Annotated in this window: 20 protein-coding genes and 4 pseudogenes; 7 read left to right on the top strand and 17 right to left on the bottom strand. The window is 34.7% G+C overall.

Translation table 11 applies throughout. From position 1 onward, the window contains the following. The 4 genes and pseudogenes from Wcon_RS05120 to Wcon_RS05135 all read left to right on the top strand — a co-directional run. Positions 1-367, top strand: a 367-nt coding sequence (locus Wcon_RS05120; protein WP_147269143.1) for a transposase, incomplete at its 5' end; no start/stop codon positions are given. A gap of 35 nt (positions 368-402) precedes the next feature. Continuing rightward, positions 403-595, top strand: a pseudogene (locus Wcon_RS11985) (WO male-killing family protein Wmk); the annotation flags it as partial. A gap of 171 nt (positions 596-766) precedes the next feature. Then, positions 767-1,423: a JAB domain-containing protein gene (locus tag Wcon_RS05130; RefSeq protein ID WP_114517463.1), complete on the top strand. Its 657-nt coding sequence runs from the start codon at positions 767-769 to the stop codon at positions 1,421-1,423. 135 nt (positions 1,424-1,558) lie between these two features. Then, positions 1,559-2,390: pseudogene (locus tag Wcon_RS05135) on the top strand (hypothetical protein); the annotation flags it as partial. Here Wcon_RS05135 and Wcon_RS05140 read toward each other — a convergent pair. After that, positions 2,390-3,139, bottom strand: a pseudogene (locus tag Wcon_RS05140) (patatin-like phospholipase family protein); the annotation flags it as partial. The pseudogenes Wcon_RS05135 and Wcon_RS05140 sit on opposite strands and share 1 nt — an antisense overlap. Here Wcon_RS05140 and Wcon_RS05145 point away from each other — a divergent pair. From Wcon_RS05145 to Wcon_RS11990, 3 genes and pseudogenes are all read left to right on the top strand, one after another. Beyond that, on the top strand, positions 3,138-3,521 hold the full coding sequence (locus tag Wcon_RS05145; protein WP_410543458.1) for a phospholipase D-like domain-containing protein: 384 nt from the start codon (positions 3,138-3,140) through the stop codon (positions 3,519-3,521). The pseudogene Wcon_RS05140 and the gene Wcon_RS05145 overlap by 2 nt on opposite strands. 155 nt (positions 3,522-3,676) lie before the next feature. Continuing rightward, positions 3,677-4,699, top strand: coding sequence for an IS110 family RNA-guided transposase (locus tag Wcon_RS05150; RefSeq protein ID WP_114517465.1), 1,023 nt, complete (start codon positions 3,677-3,679; stop codon positions 4,697-4,699). Positions 4,700-4,950: 251 nt separating this feature from the next. Continuing rightward, positions 4,951-5,136, top strand: a pseudogene (locus tag Wcon_RS11990) (phospholipase D-like domain-containing protein); the annotation flags it as partial. Here the strand turns inward: Wcon_RS11990 and Wcon_RS11995 are convergent. The 16 genes from Wcon_RS11995 to Wcon_RS05230 all read right to left on the bottom strand — a co-directional run. Further along, positions 5,127-5,345, bottom strand: coding sequence for a hypothetical protein (locus Wcon_RS11995; protein ID WP_147269155.1), 219 nt, complete (start codon positions 5,343-5,345; stop codon positions 5,127-5,129). The pseudogene Wcon_RS11990 and the gene Wcon_RS11995 overlap by 10 nt on opposite strands. 66 nt (positions 5,346-5,411) lie before the next feature. Further along, complete coding sequence (locus tag Wcon_RS05165) at positions 5,412-5,957, bottom strand: ankyrin repeat domain-containing protein (protein ID WP_114517466.1); 546 nt, start codon at positions 5,955-5,957, stop codon at positions 5,412-5,414. A gap of 12 nt (positions 5,958-5,969) precedes the next feature. Next, entirely contained in the window at positions 5,970-6,920 is a 951-nt protein-coding gene (locus tag Wcon_RS05170) for a contractile injection system protein, VgrG/Pvc8 family (RefSeq protein ID WP_114517467.1), read from the bottom strand. Next, on the bottom strand, positions 6,921-7,130 hold the full coding sequence (locus tag Wcon_RS05175; protein WP_114517468.1) for a tail protein X: 210 nt from the start codon (positions 7,128-7,130) through the stop codon (positions 6,921-6,923). Beyond that, positions 7,127-7,474, bottom strand: a complete 348-nt coding sequence (locus tag Wcon_RS05180; RefSeq protein WP_114517469.1) for a phage tail protein — start codon at positions 7,472-7,474, stop codon at positions 7,127-7,129. The genes Wcon_RS05175 and Wcon_RS05180 overlap by 4 nt, the downstream gene beginning before the upstream one ends. 124 nt (positions 7,475-7,598) lie before the next feature. Then, positions 7,599-9,905, bottom strand: coding sequence for a phage tail tape measure protein (locus Wcon_RS05185; RefSeq protein WP_114517470.1), 2,307 nt, complete (start codon positions 9,903-9,905; stop codon positions 7,599-7,601). Beyond that, entirely contained in the window at positions 9,887-10,018 is a 132-nt protein-coding gene (locus Wcon_RS12495) for a hypothetical protein (RefSeq protein ID WP_255356242.1), read from the bottom strand. The genes Wcon_RS05185 and Wcon_RS12495 overlap by 19 nt, the downstream gene beginning before the upstream one ends. Then, positions 10,015-10,272: a phage tail assembly protein gene (locus Wcon_RS05190; protein WP_010405430.1), complete on the bottom strand. Its 258-nt coding sequence runs from the start codon at positions 10,270-10,272 to the stop codon at positions 10,015-10,017. The genes Wcon_RS12495 and Wcon_RS05190 overlap by 4 nt, the downstream gene beginning before the upstream one ends. Before the next feature lie 121 nt (positions 10,273-10,393). Beyond that, the gene (locus Wcon_RS05195; protein WP_114517471.1) at positions 10,394-11,329 is read right to left on the bottom strand and encodes an Rpn family recombination-promoting nuclease/putative transposase; all 936 of its coding nucleotides are present in this window, start codon (positions 11,327-11,329) and stop codon (positions 10,394-10,396) included. A 95-nt stretch (positions 11,330-11,424) separates the two neighbouring features. Further along, a complete protein-coding gene (locus Wcon_RS05200; RefSeq protein ID WP_114517472.1) occupies positions 11,425-11,931 on the bottom strand; it encodes a phage major tail tube protein in 507 nt (168 codons plus the stop codon). Between the two features lie 11 nt (positions 11,932-11,942). Continuing rightward, on the bottom strand, positions 11,943-13,118 hold the full coding sequence (locus tag Wcon_RS05205) for a phage tail sheath subtilisin-like domain-containing protein (protein WP_114517473.1): 1,176 nt from the start codon (positions 13,116-13,118) through the stop codon (positions 11,943-11,945). Then, positions 13,115-13,690: a hypothetical protein gene (locus Wcon_RS05210; RefSeq protein WP_114517474.1), complete on the bottom strand. Its 576-nt coding sequence runs from the start codon at positions 13,688-13,690 to the stop codon at positions 13,115-13,117. Before Wcon_RS05210 ends, Wcon_RS05205 begins: the two co-directional genes overlap by 4 nt. Positions 13,691-13,700: 10 nt before the next feature. After that, on the bottom strand, positions 13,701-14,957 hold the full coding sequence (locus tag Wcon_RS05215) for a hypothetical protein (protein ID WP_114517475.1): 1,257 nt from the start codon (positions 14,955-14,957) through the stop codon (positions 13,701-13,703). Next, a complete protein-coding gene (locus tag Wcon_RS05220; protein WP_114517476.1) occupies positions 14,954-15,154 on the bottom strand; it encodes a hypothetical protein in 201 nt (66 codons plus the stop codon). The genes Wcon_RS05215 and Wcon_RS05220 overlap by 4 nt, the downstream gene beginning before the upstream one ends. Positions 15,155-15,159: 5 nt before the next feature. Continuing rightward, the gene (locus Wcon_RS05225) at positions 15,160-16,344 is read right to left on the bottom strand and encodes a hypothetical protein (RefSeq protein WP_114517477.1); all 1,185 of its coding nucleotides are present in this window, start codon (positions 16,342-16,344) and stop codon (positions 15,160-15,162) included. Positions 16,345-16,348: 4 nt separating this feature from the next. Continuing rightward, the coding region (locus Wcon_RS05230) for a DUF4815 domain-containing protein (protein ID WP_114517478.1) at positions 16,349-17,566 on the bottom strand (1,218 nt) is incomplete at its 5' end.

Raw genomic sequence — 17,566 nt, forward strand, 5'->3', positions numbered from 1 at the left:
TGCTTCAAGTAAAGAAATTGCTGAGAATTATCTGCTTGAGCTGGAAGGAAAATGGGGAGAAAAGTATCCTTTAGTTATAAAATCCTGGCAGAACAATTGGGAAAACTTATCCAGTTATTTTAAGTATTCTGGGCCAGTTAGGAAGCTGATTTACACCACTAATCCAATTGAGGGGTTGCATAGACAAATCAGGAAATTTACTAAAACTAAGGGTTCATTTACTAGTACAAATGCCTTGTACAAACAGGTATATTGTGCTATAAAAAAGGTAGAGCAAAAGTGGATTATGGCTCTCCCTAATTGGGCTTTAACTATGTCTCAACTTGATATTTTCTTTCCAGATAGGTTGAAAATTGAGTTGAACTAAAAATGCGGCTTGACACACTTTTTTGAACATTCCCAAAAGAATACAAAAAAATTGAGAGTCAAGAATTACGCTATGCGCTAATAAAATCTCTGCTTGAAGAGATACGGATTTGCGAAGAGAAAGTGAAAAGAGCAGAAAATTGCAAAGGATTTAGTAAAAGGAGGAATTTCTATTGATATTATTTTGCAAGCGGTAGGCCTCTCTTTAGACGAAATTCAACAAGTTTAAAATAAAAAAATCAGTATATATTAATATCTTTACCTATTCATAAAAAAATAAGTAAAAAAGATTGAGAAATTGATTTGACTTCACTCGGAAGCTATGGCTTCATGCCAATGCTGATAAAAAAACAGCAGTAAATATTTAAAAAAAGTTTGTTGTTAGTGAAGGGTAAATTATATGAATAAAAGTAAAGAAGAAATCGAATTCAGAATATTAGAAAGCAAAGGAAAAGCACTACTTGATCGTGAAATAATGGAAACGTTTCTAAGTGCAGTACATGAAAGGCCACAAGCTCAAGAAATTGCTAAAAATCTGGTGAATACCTATACAGGAGTAGGAAGGATTTTAGGTCGAGAAATGGATGACCTGAAAGTTATAGAAGGAGTAACTGATTCTGCAGTAGCGATGATTATGTGTGTTAAGGAGACACTAGAAAGGGTGCTCAGAGAAAAGCTCAAGAGTGAGCCAATAATGGACTTACAGGGGCTAGTAGAATATTTGAACGTAAGTATAGGCCACTCAGAAAGGGAATGTGTAAAAATACTGTACTTGAATAAAAGGCGCCAACTAATTGGAGAAGAATCCTATATTGGTGAAATGGAAAAAGCACCAGTGTATATAAAGGAGATTACAAGAAAGGCATTAATAAAAAATGCAGCATTAATAATAATGTCACATAACCATCCTGGAGGAAGCTTAGAGCCGTCAGAAGAGGATCAAGCAGTAACGAAGAGCTTAGCAGCAGCATGTAGTACTGTAAGCGTTAGATTATTTGATCACATTATTATCACAAGTGCAGGCTATTTTAGCTTTAGAGAAAACGGATTGTTATAGCAGAAAGAACAGTTGTAGCTTGTAAACTGATTAAGAGAAAGTATTTGCAAATCTACTCACTATAATTTATAATGAGTAGTAGAGTGTATAACAATTGTACACTTAAAAAGTATTTTTAATAGTGGAGGTAATTGTATGAGTAATAAAATAATCGTACCTTTTGGTGATAAGGAAGGAGGCATCTACGAGTTAAACGTTGATCTTGATAAATTATCAAAAGGTGAGATGCTAAATGCTATTATAGGAATTGGGCGTGCTAACCAGCAGTCCACTTTTGTAAGCAAAATTAATAAGGCTAAAAAGGTTGGAGAAGTGCCCTTTCCTAATAGAGACGTTCAAATCAACTACGGAAAAGGGCTCGACTACATATATGGCACAAAACCTGTAAGCGATCAAGCAGAAGATTTAAATCCATTTACTTCAGCTTTGAAAAAAATAAAGCCAAGTGCAGAAACTTTGAGCTGGTTTAAAAGTGCTGTAGTAGAAGCAAAGAATGTAAATGAATTGCACAAAGTTGTAGACAAAGTACTAGCTTCTGGAGGAAGGCTAAATGCATGTAATGATGGGGAATGGAGCTTTGCAGAATATGTAGTATTAGGTACACATTTTCACAGATTAGAAAAAAGTGATCGAAAAAAGCTAATACGTAAATTAATGCTAAGTGGTGCAGAGTTTCATATTGCAGAATAAACTGATAGGTGAAATCTATAATGAGCTACAGCCAGAAGTTCAGCCACAGATAGATAAGCAACTAGAAGAACTGGAAAAAGCTGGCGAAAGTGCTGTGCAAGAAGGAGAATTAATAGATATTGAGATAGATAATACAACATCGTATATAGAATTTTCTGAGAACAGTAAAGTAGAAGTTGCCAAAATACTGAGAGAGTTAGGAAGTAATATTTTAAAAATTGGCAATGATGCAGTTGAGGTTAAAAGTGAGAAGGGAGGCATAAGAAACTATACCGACTGATAATTTACTGCATCTAAACTTGAAGCAAACATCACATGTAATAGTGGTTTTATCCAGCCTATTTTTCCAAATCTCTTTGAATTGGCATACTCTATGCTTCTATCTGTTCTGCCAGTACCTATCGATAACAGTAGAATATCATCATTTGGAAATAACCTCTTACCACTTGCATATGCACAAGCCGCTGGATTATTGGCAAACACCCCTCCATCCACTAATACCATTTCCTTGTGGTTGATTTTAAGATATTTAGGTGTAAAGTAAGTAGGTGCAGCCGTTGCAGCTCTGAGTGCATCTTTCAGCTTAATATTACCTTCTTTCCAGCTTTTAAAGAAAAATGGGCAGTTATTCTGAATATCGTAACTCGTAATCAACACATTACTTAAAATGTTTTTAAGGATATCATCGCCAAAATATTTATGAAGTACATACTCAATATTTTTACTGGGGTATTGTGCACAGTTAAACCAAGATAATATTGATCTCCTAAAAAATGAAGACTTAAAAATATATGCTCCGTACTCTTGGTAAAGCTTAACTAAATCATTGGCTGAATATTGGGGATTGCCCTGTTCATCTTTTTTACATAATCCAGCAATAACAATTCCACCAGTTGAGGTTCCTGCCATCAGATCAAAGATTTCAGCTACTCTCTTTCTTGTTCTTTTTTCTATTTCTGCTAGAATGATGGCTGGTATTATGCCCCTTATGCCTCCGCCGTCAACTGAAAGGATGTATTTTTTCATGATTAGATATTTATTAGTTCTATTAACTTGCTCACTTTTATCAGGGTGTGTTTCTTGTCCAAGTACTACTGTATGTTTCACTCCTAGAGAAAATTGCACCAATCTAATAATTGATTCCGTAGAACATGCTAAAAGGTCTGCGTTGGTTCAAGCATATTCATTTACTTCTAAATCTATTGCAAAGTCGCTAATCGAAGCTAAGGAACGTGGTGTTGATATTAAGGTTATCCTAGATGAATCACAAACTAGTTCAAAACATAGTGTAATTAACGAATTATTTGAGCACAAAATCCCGATATGGATTGACTTTAAACCTTGTATCTTGAAAAAAGCATCTAATGTTTTAAGCTTAAGCATTAGTTGGAGAAGGGAGGAACTCTGATATAAACCTTAGATATAAAATCTGTTTGGCAGATAAGAGCTCCCTCTCAAAAGTATAGGCTGGACGGCGTCTTAGAAAGATCTAAATGGTTCTAATTCTGTATTAACAAGGTTAGCCTTACTTTTCATTTTTAATGGTAACGTATGGGGTTATATATGATCAACAACTTTCTTGGCATAGATGTATCAAAAGATCGCTTTGATGTTTTTCTCTCATTTATAAGTAAAAAAGGAAAACGTGAAACTAGGAAAAGGAGCTTTAAGAACGATGATCATGGGTTTCAAGGTTTACTGAGCTTTCTACAAAAACATAATGTAGAACAAGTAAAAGCCTGCATGGAAGCTACCGGTTGTTATAGTGAAGCTTTGGCTGAATTTCTACACAATACTGGACATTTTGTTAGTGTTGTAAATCCTTATTGCATAAAATCCTACGCAAGAAGTAAGCTTACACGGCAAAAAAATGATCAGACTGATGCAGAAATTATTGCTGATTGTTGCCAAAGACAGGAACCTACTCGTTGGACACCACCTTCTCCTGAACTGAAAAAATTAAAACATCTTTATCGTTGCTCGGTTGCGTTAAAAGATGAATTGATATTAGTAAATAACCACTTAGAAAAAAAAGAGAGACTGCCCAAAGAAGTTGCAAATGCTTGGGAAGACCTTGCAATGAATATAGCTCAAAAAATAGAAACAATAAAAAACTCCGTACGTGAACTATTAAAGCAACACAAAGAGTTGTTGGAAAATTTTCAACTTCTACTGACTATTCCAGGAATAGGAGAGGAATCAGCAGTAGCTATTTTAGCTGAGGTTCCTGACATAGAAGTTTTTAGAAATGCCAGACAATTGGCAGCATATGCAGGAGTTATACCGAGAAATATAACATCAGGTTCATCTGTATATGCCAAACCCAGATTAAGTAAATCCGGTTCACAACCATTACGTAAGGCACTTTTCTTTCCTGCCATAGTAGCTAAGAATCACAATCCTATTATTATGAGCTTTTGCCAGAGATTAAAGGAAAAGGGTAAGCATAATATGGCCATAGTTGGGTCTGCAATGCGTAAGTTACTTCATATTGTTTTTGGTATTTTAAGATCAAAAAAGGCTTTTGATCCTGACCATATCAAAAACTACAGGGCCAGGAGGTTAACTGAAGGTTTAGTACTTTAAAATCAAAAAATGCTTCCATTCTATCTTATGTAAAATGGCATCTTACACAAATTCATTGAATGTAATTGGTATGTTGATAAGTAAATTAGTTTTATATATACAAGACAGCAGAAATTTACTTATCAACATAACTATAATCTGTATCCGCTATACAGGATGTGAGTTGGAAGTATTTTTTAGTTTTACAATACAGCCTAGGCAATGAGACAATTTTTATAATTTTTTTGTTGACTGACAAGACGGCGTCTGCTATTGCTCATAGCAAGGTAATTATTATTGATGAGCAAAAAATCATAACCGGATCATTTAACTTTTCAGATGCCGCTCAGCAAAGAAATGCTGAAAACCTACTGATCATAACAGGAGATTCTCCACTAGTTGAACAATACGTCAAAAATTGGAAAAATCGCCAATCGCAGTCTAAGCATTATACACCAGACTTTAAGTTATCTTTGAATTCATCTAATTCCTCAGAAAGATTTTTCACCCTTTCCTCAAGTACGAGTACCTTTTCCATTAAACCATATTCAATAAGTTTATCGTGAAGTTGTACCCTTGAGTCTAACTTGGATAACCACCATATGATTGCTACTGTTTGGATTAATATGGTAATAATTACCGTAATTGGAATTTTTTGCTTTTTCATGTGAAAGTATTAATCTATTATGGATAGTTTGAGGATTTATATACAGATCATAGAAAACTTACAGCTTCAGTGATTACTTTTTGTTGATTCGTATCTATCCTCTGCTTCTGCAAGTAGCTTTATTATTTCTCTGTAAGGTTTATCTTTATTGTGCCTTGATCTTAGTACAGCTACATCTCTTGGGTTTTTCCCATCTGTGTCTCTAATGGTAGGATCTGCACCTTTGTCTAATAAAAATCTAATTATCTTCAATTTGCCTTCATATGAAGCTGCATGTAAAGGTGTCCATCTTTCATATTTTGTAGCATTTATATCAACTCCTTTTTCTACTAGGAACTTTACAACCTCTGCACATCCTTCTTCTGCAGCATAATGTAGTGCTGTTAACTTAGGGATCTGAACATTAATATCTAATAGATTATTTGCTGAAAATTTTACTACTTCTAAGCTACAGTTCTTAGAAGCAATTTGTAATATTGTTTTATAATTATCTGCAGCTTTTGCTTTCATATAGCAATAAGTAATAATAACACATACTACTATTACTATAAACCACCAAAAATGTAGCTTATTTCTTGAGTCTCTATTCATATTCAATACTTTTTTCAACATTAAACATTTGTTTTACTGATTTTTTCTTAACGTTGATGCTGATAACACAGTGCGATAACCTGAACCATCTAATACGTGTTCTGCTCTGTCAATTATCCATTCACCGTTTATATCTTGATGAAACCCTAATAAACTAAGTTTCGCCTCTGCAAATAGTCCTGGATTACCAGGCATAGTGATATCTAATACTGCATTATTTCGCTTTAGTTGTTTTAACTTAGCATTTGCTGCACTTAATGCTGATTCTACATTAGAGTAAAGCGTCTGTATAGTATAACTTGGACTACCAGAGCCAACTGTTTCTGATATAGTTTCACCTCTTTCATAGCTATGCCATTTTGCAATCACTGAGTTGTACCTGCTTACGGTAAAATGAACTTTCCAATTTATCGTGTATTGAGGTATAATAACTGTTGTTCCTAAAGCTTTTCCAGTTGCCGACTTTGCTTTGCCTTTTGGAATAAAAAGTATGTATCCGCCAGCTAACTTTGCCATTGCCTCGCGTTCTATTGCTATTTTTGTTAATAAACTTATATCACTTTCTTCTGTTTGGTTAATATGTGGAATCAACACATTTTCAAATTCTTCTGCAACTCTGCACCCATATCCGTGCTTTTCTGCTATTTCCTTAACTAAGTTACCTAAAGTAATTTGATGCCATTTTTTAGATATTTTCTCCTTTAATGATAGTCTTAAATTTGTTGCATGAGCCTTTATTAGTAAGGTTTTAGGTGGACTCTGTACCGTAATTTCATTAACTGTATATATACCCATGGGCGTCACTCCGATTTCCCTATACCCTAAAGAAATATTCAATTCATCTGGGATATTTAAGTTTTCATCTCTGTAATCAACATACACTTCAACTACATCGTCTATTGTCCCAGATTCATCTGTGAGGCGCAATGATATAACTCTATCTTTAATTGATTCACATTTATCTATTATAAAATCTGGCTGCATTTATTCCCAGACCTTTAATTTTGACTTTTGTACTGTTTTCTGAATAACAGGAAGCTTTATCTTTAATCCAGCAGGCAAAAAGCTTCCGTATTCCGCAAGTCCAGGGTTTTCTTCTAATACTATTTCTACTACTCCTGAAGTAAATCCATAGTGCTTCCAGCAAATATAGTCTAGCATATCATTTTCTTTTGCTAAGTAGTATATAGTCATGAATAACGCTTCAAGCTTAAATTAAATTCAACTTTTTTCGGCAATCCACAAGGGAAAAATGATGTTTGCTTTTCTTCTAATTTTGTAATCACAAACTGTCCAAAAACATTTCCCATGTTGTCAACCAAAGTGTGAGGTTCTTCTGCTTCTTTTGCACTATTTAATTGACTTAAATTTCCAGGGTTATGAAAATAAGTTATTCCCTCTAAGTCTATATTTTCCACTCCTTGACCAATATTTTGTAGTGAAGGCATTTTATCGATACATTCAATTACACTCCAACGATTTTCTTTACTATACTTCAAACTTATCAGAGTAAATTTATATGAACCAAGAGATAACATATTCATTGACTTAAGCAGGTGGTAGCTGTTTGATATAAAATTTTATTTCTATGACACACGGGTTTTTATTGCCCATATAATTTGCAAAATTACACAAATAAAAAATTTTTAAAAACATAGTTGATCAATAAAACGTCTCTACTGTATCAAATAAAACATCACGTGATTTTTCTCTTATCCTTTTTATTACTTCATCTGCAAGACTACGAACATCTTGATTTGGCTCTGCTTTAATGCTGATAGTGTAATTATTAGTGATGTTCTGAGTTTTATTTTGTTCTTTATTTTCAAATTTACTCCTTGCAAAATCTGCAAATACCTTATCATTATCGCTCTCTGTAAACTTTTTTTCCTCAATAAGGCTTTTGATTCTGAAACTATTCTGATTTCTCTTGGAAAATTCTTTAATTATACTGTTACCTAGCAAAGGATTTCCACTGTTGAGAATATTACTCTTTAGAGGAGAATGAACTGCTTTTATTTCAGTAACAATACTTTTTCTTTTTTCAAACACTTTCAGGGGGCTATTCCCCAATACTTTTCCAAATACACTTTCCCCTATCCATGAAAAAGCTTCTTCTATGGGTTTTATTATCGACTTCCAAAAGCTAGAGAAAAAGTCCTTCACCTTTTGCCAATTAGTGATAACAAGTGCTGCACCAGTGACAAGTCCAGCAATTAAAAGCCCTATAGGATTACTCATTATAGCGAGTGTTACTGCTCTTAGTCCTGTTATTACTGCAGGAAAAACTGTAGCTGATAAAAATGAAAATACTCCAAATAGGTTTGCTTTCAGACTAAAAATCGTACTTCCTAGCAATGTAAATCCGTATCCTAGTCCTACTGCTACAATTTTTAAACTTATCAAGGCTGCTACAGTACCCATGATCGCCGTGGTTAAAGTTGGATATTTTTCTGCAAACTCTGCTATATATCTAGTTTTTTCTTGTAAAAATTCAGCTATAGATTTTAAAGTAGGCAGCATCACTGAGCCCAGGTTCATACCAACTTCAGCTATTGCATTTCGAAGGAGTCTTAATTTATTGGCTGTAGTGTCTGCACGATTTTTGAATTCTTTTTGCAGAGAGCTTCCGTACTTTTCTATATTAGCCAATAACTTTATTGCATCTTCGTACTTGTTAAAACTTCCAGCTAATAATGCAATATCATCTTGAAATTCTTGGCCAAAGAGTTTCATCAGGATTTGAGAACGCCCCTGGTTATCCATTTTTTTTAGAGTTTGGAAAAAATATAGCAATGCTTCTTGACCATTTTCGCTTACTCTTTGGGCCATTTCTTCTGCAGTTATGCTCATTTCTTCTAATGCTGCTTTAAACGCTTTTCCTTGTCCCTCAGCAGTTTGGAGCTTAGAAAGTAAAGCGTTTATGGCAGTTGCAGCTTTTGCTGGTTGTTTGCCTAAACTAATGAAAGCATTTACTAAACTGCTTGTTTGTTCAAACTTTAATCCAAACTGCTTTGCAGTACCACCAACTATTGCTAGAGCTTCAACCATATCTTTTGCTTTAGCAGCAGTGTTATCTGATAAGTGATTGATTACATTACCAACGTGTTCCATTTCACTAACATTAATTCCATAAACATTAGAGAGTTTAGCTATGGAATCACCTGCCTGCTCTGCAGACATATCAAACGCTGTAGACATTTTTGCCACTGTTTCTGTAAACTTAAAAAGATCTTCTTTCTTGATGCCAAGTTGACCACCGCTTGCAGCTATTTGTGCTAATTCTGCAGCAGATAAAGGTATTATTCTTGACATTTCTTTTAATCCTTTGGCAAATTTAGTTGCTTCATCCGTTCCTTTTTTAAAATCTACCACTTTTGTAACATCGGCCATAGCAGATTCAAAGTTAATGGCAACTTTAATTGGCGCTGCAAGCGAAAGACCTAGCCCAATAGTCTCTATAATTTGTGACTTAAAATGTGCTTTGCTTGCTAAAAAACTTTGGTGACTACGTATTGCAGATCCAAGCTTACCATACTTACCTTTTAGTACTTCAATAGAAGAGCCAAGTTTATATTGGTCACTTACTAATGACTTAATATTTCTTCCACTTTTTCTTACTTCTTCATTAAATGAATGTAAAGCATCTCTCTTTTTCAAATATGCTTCTTTTGCTTTTGTTGCGGAGGTTTTGGCCTTGTCAAACTCAGCTTTTAAAGTTTTGTTCGGTTTCTCTATTGCCTTCATTTGTTTAGCTAAAGATTTTACCTGATCCTCAAAACCTTTCCACGACCTCCTGCTAGTCAAAACATCACTACCCAACTGCTTAAACTTTGATACTGATTTTAAAGATGAATCAAGCTTTCTTATATTCTCACCAAGACAGGTAAGTTGACTACTACTTCCCTTTATTGCAGTATTAAAACTGCCATCAAGTACCGCACCTATTTTTATCGATAATACTGACATTTGAACTTCCTAGCTAATTTGCTCCATAAAATAAACTCACTAATCTCCATATCAAGAATGTGCTCAACTCCACCACCTATGATAGAGCCAAGCACTAGTATTTCTAATCTCAAGTTTTTTGGATAATCGGTGAAAAAAAATCCTTTAATACCTCTTGAATTTTCACATAATCAGCAATATCTAACTCTTCAATTGCTTCTTTTGCAACTGATGTCAAATTGGCAGTCAAAGTTACTTCCTTACTCAGATCACTACCATTAAGTCTCTCAATAGCAAGATAATCTCTAACTTTTGGACGTCTAACGGTAAGTTCTGAGACAGAAATACCATCAACTGTAATTGGGTTGTTTAGTGTTATAGCTTGCATACTTCTCCTGAAAAAGTTAATTAAATAAAAGTCTATATCGGCTTTTACATAACTAATTTTTTTTATTACAGTTTTTGTGTTTGATTGAAGAGGCAACCTAATATAAAAGTTGTAGTAGGGGTTATTTCCTTTCCACTTGGATTAATTCTTGAACTTCATCAACAGAAAGACCTGTACACTTGACAATAGTGTTAATATCAACGTTATTAGTCAGCATCGCTTTTGCAACTTCAATCTTTCCTTCAATCTTTCCTTCAATCTTTCCTTCAATCTTTCCTTCAATCTTTCCTTTCTCTTCTCCAATTTGGATTCCTTCATGTTTAGCATCATCGAGTTTTTGAGCGAGGACAGCCTGTTCATCACGAATACGCTTGGTCTCCTGTTCATATGCTATAAACTCTTTTTCTGACCAGTTAAACCTGTTTAGCTCTTCATACGCTTTTTTGATTATTACGTCACTTCCTGTTATCCTTTCCAATTCTTCTTCACTTGTTTCATCAGCGTACTTAAAAAAATACACCCACTTCTCAACTATATTTAAAAGCTGATCTTCTTTGGTTTTTGTAAATTTAGGCAGTTCAATGAATACAAAGTAAAAATCTTTTAGATCGTGCTCATTAGTATCTTCATCGCGAATAGTGTGTTTTGATTTATACTCAGACTTATCAGGAAATAGTATACAATCTGCTATAGCAATAAAGATAATTTCCTTAAGGTCATGGTATTGATCACCTTTATCCGCTTGTCTTGAGTAAGCTTTAGCAGCGTAGTATTGGGCACGTTTTTCAAAGCCTTTGGTTTTAGCGACCTGCATCTCAATTATCCATTGCACTCCTGTTGAATCTCTACATAGCACGTCAACAATACTTTGCTTTTTAGATGCAATATCAGGATCTTGAATAGTACTTAAGAACTCTATATCCTGTATTGCATTTTTGCCAGTAAAACTCAAAATATCATTTAGAAAGTGAATGAGGATATCTTTATTCTTTTCTGTACCAAAGATACGGCGGAATGCTATATCATTCTTAGGGTCGAGAAATTTAGATAAAGCCATAGCAAAAATGCCTAAAAAACGTTACTAATTATACAGTATTATCAGTAATTTTTCAATAAAAAAGTGGTTATATGAAAAGGCATCCATCTATTCCATTAAATCCCTAGAATCGTTTGCAGCAAGGCCATTTGATCAACACCATTTATCTTTCTAATCATATTTTCAGCATCGATCTCTATTAATTCATTACCACCTATCGTAAGTTTATAATAATGGGCAGCTACAGTACACTTCAGCGTTGCTTTTTCAGCAGGTTTCCAGCTACCAAAATCAAATTCTTTGAATATGCCTCTGAGATTGATTACTACAGCTTCAATATCGTTACTACCACTCCCTTGCATTCCACCACGGAGCGTCAAAAAAACTGAATTCCCATTTATTAGACCAAATAGCCGAAAGAGCTCTGTATCGTATTCAGAAAAAGTAAAGTCTGCTTCTAATTTCTCCATGCCCATATCAATATTTATTGGAATATCCATACCACCAGCTCTATATTCATCTGTTTTTATGGTAAGTTTTGGCAAGGTTATTTCATCTATTTTTCCTGCATAACCACGACCATCAACGAATACGTTAAAATTTCTCAGTATTTTCGGTAACACTTTGCTTTCTCCTAACTTATATTTACGAGATGAGATTTGAATGTTATTTGTTCTGCCGGATATGGTGGTGTAAACTCAAAGTCAAAATACACTTTCCCACTTGCAATATTTGTTGGTGTATTAAGCTCTGGTGTTGCATAACATTTTCCGCTGATAATCGCTCCTTGCGCTTTTAAATTTGCCAAATAAGAATTCACCCCCTCAATCATATCATCTATGTAAGTTTTGGTAATATTGCGATCAACTGCCCATAAATGAGCTCGAAGTAGACTATCATTGATTAAATCTGCAGTCCTTCTCACTGACAAAAAAGCCCATTTTGAGTCATTTGAACATGTTCTATTTCCCCAAAGCCTATAGCCATTTTGATGAATTATCGTTGTTACTTCATTTTCATTTAAATAATTTGCTCGAGAGCTTCTATCGCCAAGGGTAAAATCAATAGGCCTGCTTGTTCCAACAATACCGTTTATTTCTTTATTTGAAGGTGAGTGCCAAAATCCTTGTTCGCTGTCTATTTTAGCTATTAAACCTGCTACAAAAGAACTTGCTGGCAAGATTTCTTCTTTTCCTTTAATAAGTACCTTCACCCATGGATCAACTACGTAAACTCTTGAGCTGCCTACACTTTTTCTCCACTTTATTGCTTCTTCATCATTAGTATTTGGTCCATCTGCTACTATTATGCTTCTCAGCTTTTCTGCTATAGGAATTAATGCTACAACCACTGGATTTTTGCCATCTTCTGGTAGTTGGTGAGTAAATTGAGGTGCAATCAGTATTCTTGGGGCAACATGAACTATACTTTCACTGCTGAGGAATGCTTGAATCCCTTGATACTCTCCAGTCTCTTTATCAACTCCGCCAATTATACTTTGAATAGTTTCACTTTCTTTGAGCTTTGAATCGCTGTTTTCACTTTCTTTAACTCTAATAACTACTACTGTTGCACCAATTTGAGAAAATATTCCATTTACTGCAGAAGGCAAAGTTCCTTTTTTCCCAAGCTTTGCTGCTTCTTTTAAGCTTCCCGCTATTAATACTGGACTACTCAGTGGAAATTTTTGCTCGTCAGCATCAGGTGCAGTACCAATTACTCCTATCACTGATGATTTAGCTGTTCGTACTGTCCTTGCACCAGAGGTAACCTCTATAACATTTACTCCATGTAAAAATTGTTCTGTCATCTTTTGCCCCTTTTTAGCTCTCTTTGCATTTTTTGCTTAAAATCGTTGAGTAAACTCTGCAGCTCTTCTTTATCCCTGACTTCCTTAATTTTCTTCTTGGCTAAATCTTCAAGCTCTTCACATTTGATTATTGCTTTTACTGCTTTTTTGGCTTTTTCTTGAATTATTCTTGCCATTTCAATAACCGTAATACCACGGACTTTTGCTAAAGGTTCTATAATTTCTTTATCCTTTTCATCTATAGATTCTGGTGCTGCTAGAATGCTTTTTGCGGCTTCCGCTTGAATCTCATAAGATTTAGCTTTTTGGTGAGAATGACCTGCATATTGGTGAGTATGATTATCATAATAGAAACGCATACTATCAAATGCACAAAGCTTCGCATTATCCAGTAACTCCTTTTGTATATCTTCTTTAGTACGCTGAGCAATTTCTCCTCCTTCTGTTAAACAATAACTTTTTTGCCAATCAAAATTCTTTGGCGCTTCATACCAATCATTTCCAGTTGGCTTGTTTTCAAGTGTTGTTGTTTCAATCTGCTTGTGGTTTTCAAAACGTATATAAATAGTCACAAATTCCTCCTCATTGCCATATTTGATCAGTTCGTTCTAATCCTGGACATTGCCAAGCTTTTAGCGTTCTCTCCACATCTACTTCAAGTCCTGTAGTTAAAAAATTGCTGCGAAAATTGTATACTCCCCATTGCATAAATTGAGTGTAATAATTATTGCTACTCGTATAATAATACGGTGATGTGTAAAATAAGATTGCTACTGTTTTATTGCTTGGAATAATTACGCTACCTGAATTAGAAAATCCACTACTTGAGCTTCCTAAATTATAAATATTCTGCCAGCTAATTGACGATATTTGCCCTTTATTAGTATTGGTATTATTAGGCGTTCCTACAAATGCTCCTGCTCCTTCATATTGTGAACTCCAATATGCTGAACCAACAAAATTCAATGTTCTTGTTATGTTGCTGCTTGTAGTGTTTTTTACAAACATTACCCCCAGCAGTGCATATGGATAGGAGTATTCATTTGAAGAAATTGTATAACGTGAATATAACTCTCTATAGATAAATGTTCCATTTTTCCCCTGCATAAAATGCATATTTGGTGGCTCATAAAATGAAACATAATTTGTGCTATAGTTATGACAACCTACTATAAGGCTAAACATATTGTTAGTGTATGACGTATCGATATACCATTTACCAAGCTCAGTTGTAAAATGGCCACTTCCCCAGTTATAGTCATTATTCCTACTCAAAACGCCAAATAAAAATGGTAATGACCCAGATTCAACCATATTGCGCTTTCTTATCTCTTTCATGATTGATGAACCACTTGGTACGTCATTAATCGAATCAAATTTGGTTGTGAGTGTTTTTTCTCTAGTTTTTATTTCTTTCATAACTGATGAACCAGTTGGTATATCGCTTATGGCTTTAAGGCTATTTAATGTGTTTCTTATGCTATTTAAGTCTCCGGCATTATTGATGGTGGCAACATGTGAATCTTTTCTGCTATCAAGTAGTGATAAATTTGTTGTTCCTTTTTCATCTATTTTCTTTAACGACTTTCCTTCTAATTCAGAGATTGCCGCTAATGCATTGTTTTTACTACTATCTAATTTATTTAAATGACTTGTGCTACTGTCAAGAAGCTCTTTTAATTTTGCATCAGTCATCTGTACAATATCAAGTACTGTACTTTGCCCAGCAATAGACTCTAGAGATTTTGCAAGATAGGCGAGTTGATCAGGGGTAGCATTTACGGATAAATCTTTTAGTCTCTGATGCAATGCATAAACTACTTCTTTGGCAATCGTCATTCATTACCCCATAAATTTAAAAAATCTTCAAATCTAAATCGTTCAAAATTACTTTTCAGTTGATTATGTTTATTTTCTCTCTCACTCATATCTTCATTTATTTTTTCTATAGCTCTTCGAATACGTACTACATCTTCCACTGCAATATTTTCTGGATGAGGTAATGGATACTCTCTGCTTGTTTTATCATTTGGCATTTTTTTTATGTTATAACAATCCGCAAATTTTTTACTTTAGGACGATAGATAACCGTTCCACTTAAAACTAATTTTATCCTTGTTTCATTGCCATTAAAGTTTGTCAGCACATGAGTTCTCTCTACCCAATTTTCTCCAATTGGTTTTCCTGATGTTAAATTTACTAATTGCCAATCCACATTTTTTTGCACATATGCTTTTACATCTGCAGTGCCAGGTATTAGCGCATCATACGTTATGGTAATTTTAGTGTTAGCTCCTGCTGTAATACTTCTTGTAACATAATCTCCAGACTCTGAAAGATTACCTAGAACTAGCTGTAACCCTGGATATAGCACTGGACTTTTTTCTTTTGACCCTTTTAAATTTGCCTTTACTGTTAACTCTCCAGATAGTCTTTCACGCAGCGCGAGCGGCAAGTTATCAGATAGAAAATTTTCTTTTCCTTCTTCATCTGTCAGAATAAATTCTACATTGGTATCAAATGCTACTTTTTCGACGTTCGTCAAAACAATTAAATCTGAAGTATTGGTTGCTGTAACTTTGCCAAGATCAATAACATGAGAATTTTCGCTAAATTTTGCAGCTAGTAATCGAAACGTTAAATCTAAATTTTGATGTGGAGTCCAGGTGCTTGCATTACTTGATGATAGTAATACTCCTACTTGATATGGCTGACTTGTTACCCAACGGCTATTTACTGCATCATATTTGCCAAGTTCTGCTATTTTTACTGCAGTACCAGGATCATCAGTAAGTAGCACTATTGCATACTCTTGTTCTGCATGGCAAAACACTGGTGACCACTCTATACGTGTTGCTGTGCCATCTACTTTTATATCTTTCGGCTCAATATAGCTTTCAGCAATAACAGTCTGCGATGGCATTCCCACTGCTGTTTCTCTAATCTGCACAACAACACGTTTTTTGCCTTTATTTATAAACCATAACTCTAGACCTCCTATGTGTCTGCTCTCATTTAAAGTAAATGTTTGCGCTAAAGGATCAACTCTTCTTGCTGCGATAATTCTTCTTCTCTCTTCTATGGTAATAGTTTTTTTACCAGTATAAGTTGCCTCTCCATAGCTTCCTTTATCACCATAAAACTGTACTAATTTAGTACCTGCTGGAATATTTGCTGGGATTTTTATTTTTCCACTTATTTGTCCTTGATTGTTAACTATTAACATATTTTTATGCTATAGGTTGAATAATTATTCCGTCAAATTTTATCTCTTTAAGCTTCTCACTTGGCTCAAAACCTTCAATTTCAAAATTCTGTACTGCTTCTCTCATAAATTCAGTTTCGTATGAAGTACTTGACAGCAGCTCTGTTGTTTCTTTAACATTAAATACTCTTGTTACTGGACTTTTCCAATTCGTGGTAACCTCCGTCCAGTGGTCTATATTTTTATTTAGAGTAATTTGTGCCGGAACTGGATCAAAAGCTTGATACGGGTTAATCTTTTCTCCTTTAGTCTGTAAAAGCTGCTCCAGTACCGGTTCAAGTTTATAAGGTAAAAGATAAGGTTCTTTACCTCTTTCAACATCAATAATTTCCACATCTATAGGTAAAATTAATTCTTTGTTTACTATTGCTGCAGACTGCGAAATTCCTTGATCGCGCATATCATCATCAAAGAATGAATCAACAAATACTCCTTTTTTGGTGGTAGGTTCTCTTGAATTTGCATCACTGCGTAAACGCTCCTGTGCAACCAGCGCATAAAGATCATTTATTCCTTTTTTCATTGCTTCAAGCTCATTCATCGGTACAGCATGAATAGCATTATTCACTATTTTTACCCCTTCGCCTTTTTTCCACGTCTGATGAATGTAGCAGAGCAAAAGTTGTCCACTAGGCGCTCTAGGCATTGATGGTCGCCAAGGGTGAGCTATGCCTTTTATTCTTCTTACCACTCCTTTGCTATCGATAGTAATTAAATCATAGCGGGGCATTTTCCAGGTGTAATCAACCAGAACCAAGCTGTTATCAACTGCACCTCTTACTTTACATCCCTCTTCGCTTATATCTTCAGGGCTTATATGAGTGCGGCAGCGATAGGTTATCAGGTAACTACTTCCAGGAGCTGGTTCTTTACCAGGTAATGACCAATCAACGTTTCCTGCGTTTAATTTGTAATCTATACTATTTTCATAAATAACATTGCCTTGTTTAACTTGAATAATCTCAAGTACTGCAGAGTCAGGAATAGCTCCAGAATATGAACCGTGAGTAACAGTAATAGTTTTTTGAACAGTTATGTCTACTTTTTTGATTTCACTTATTGGAAAATCATTAACCTTCAGTTCCATTACTCTTTGGCTATTTGGCTGAAAAGTATGTGGTTCTGATTCAACTGATTTTATATCCGGATCTTCATCAAAAGAAACACGAATACTGTGAGGAAG

It is taken from the genome of Wolbachia endosymbiont of Cylisticus convexus, assembly GCF_003344345.1.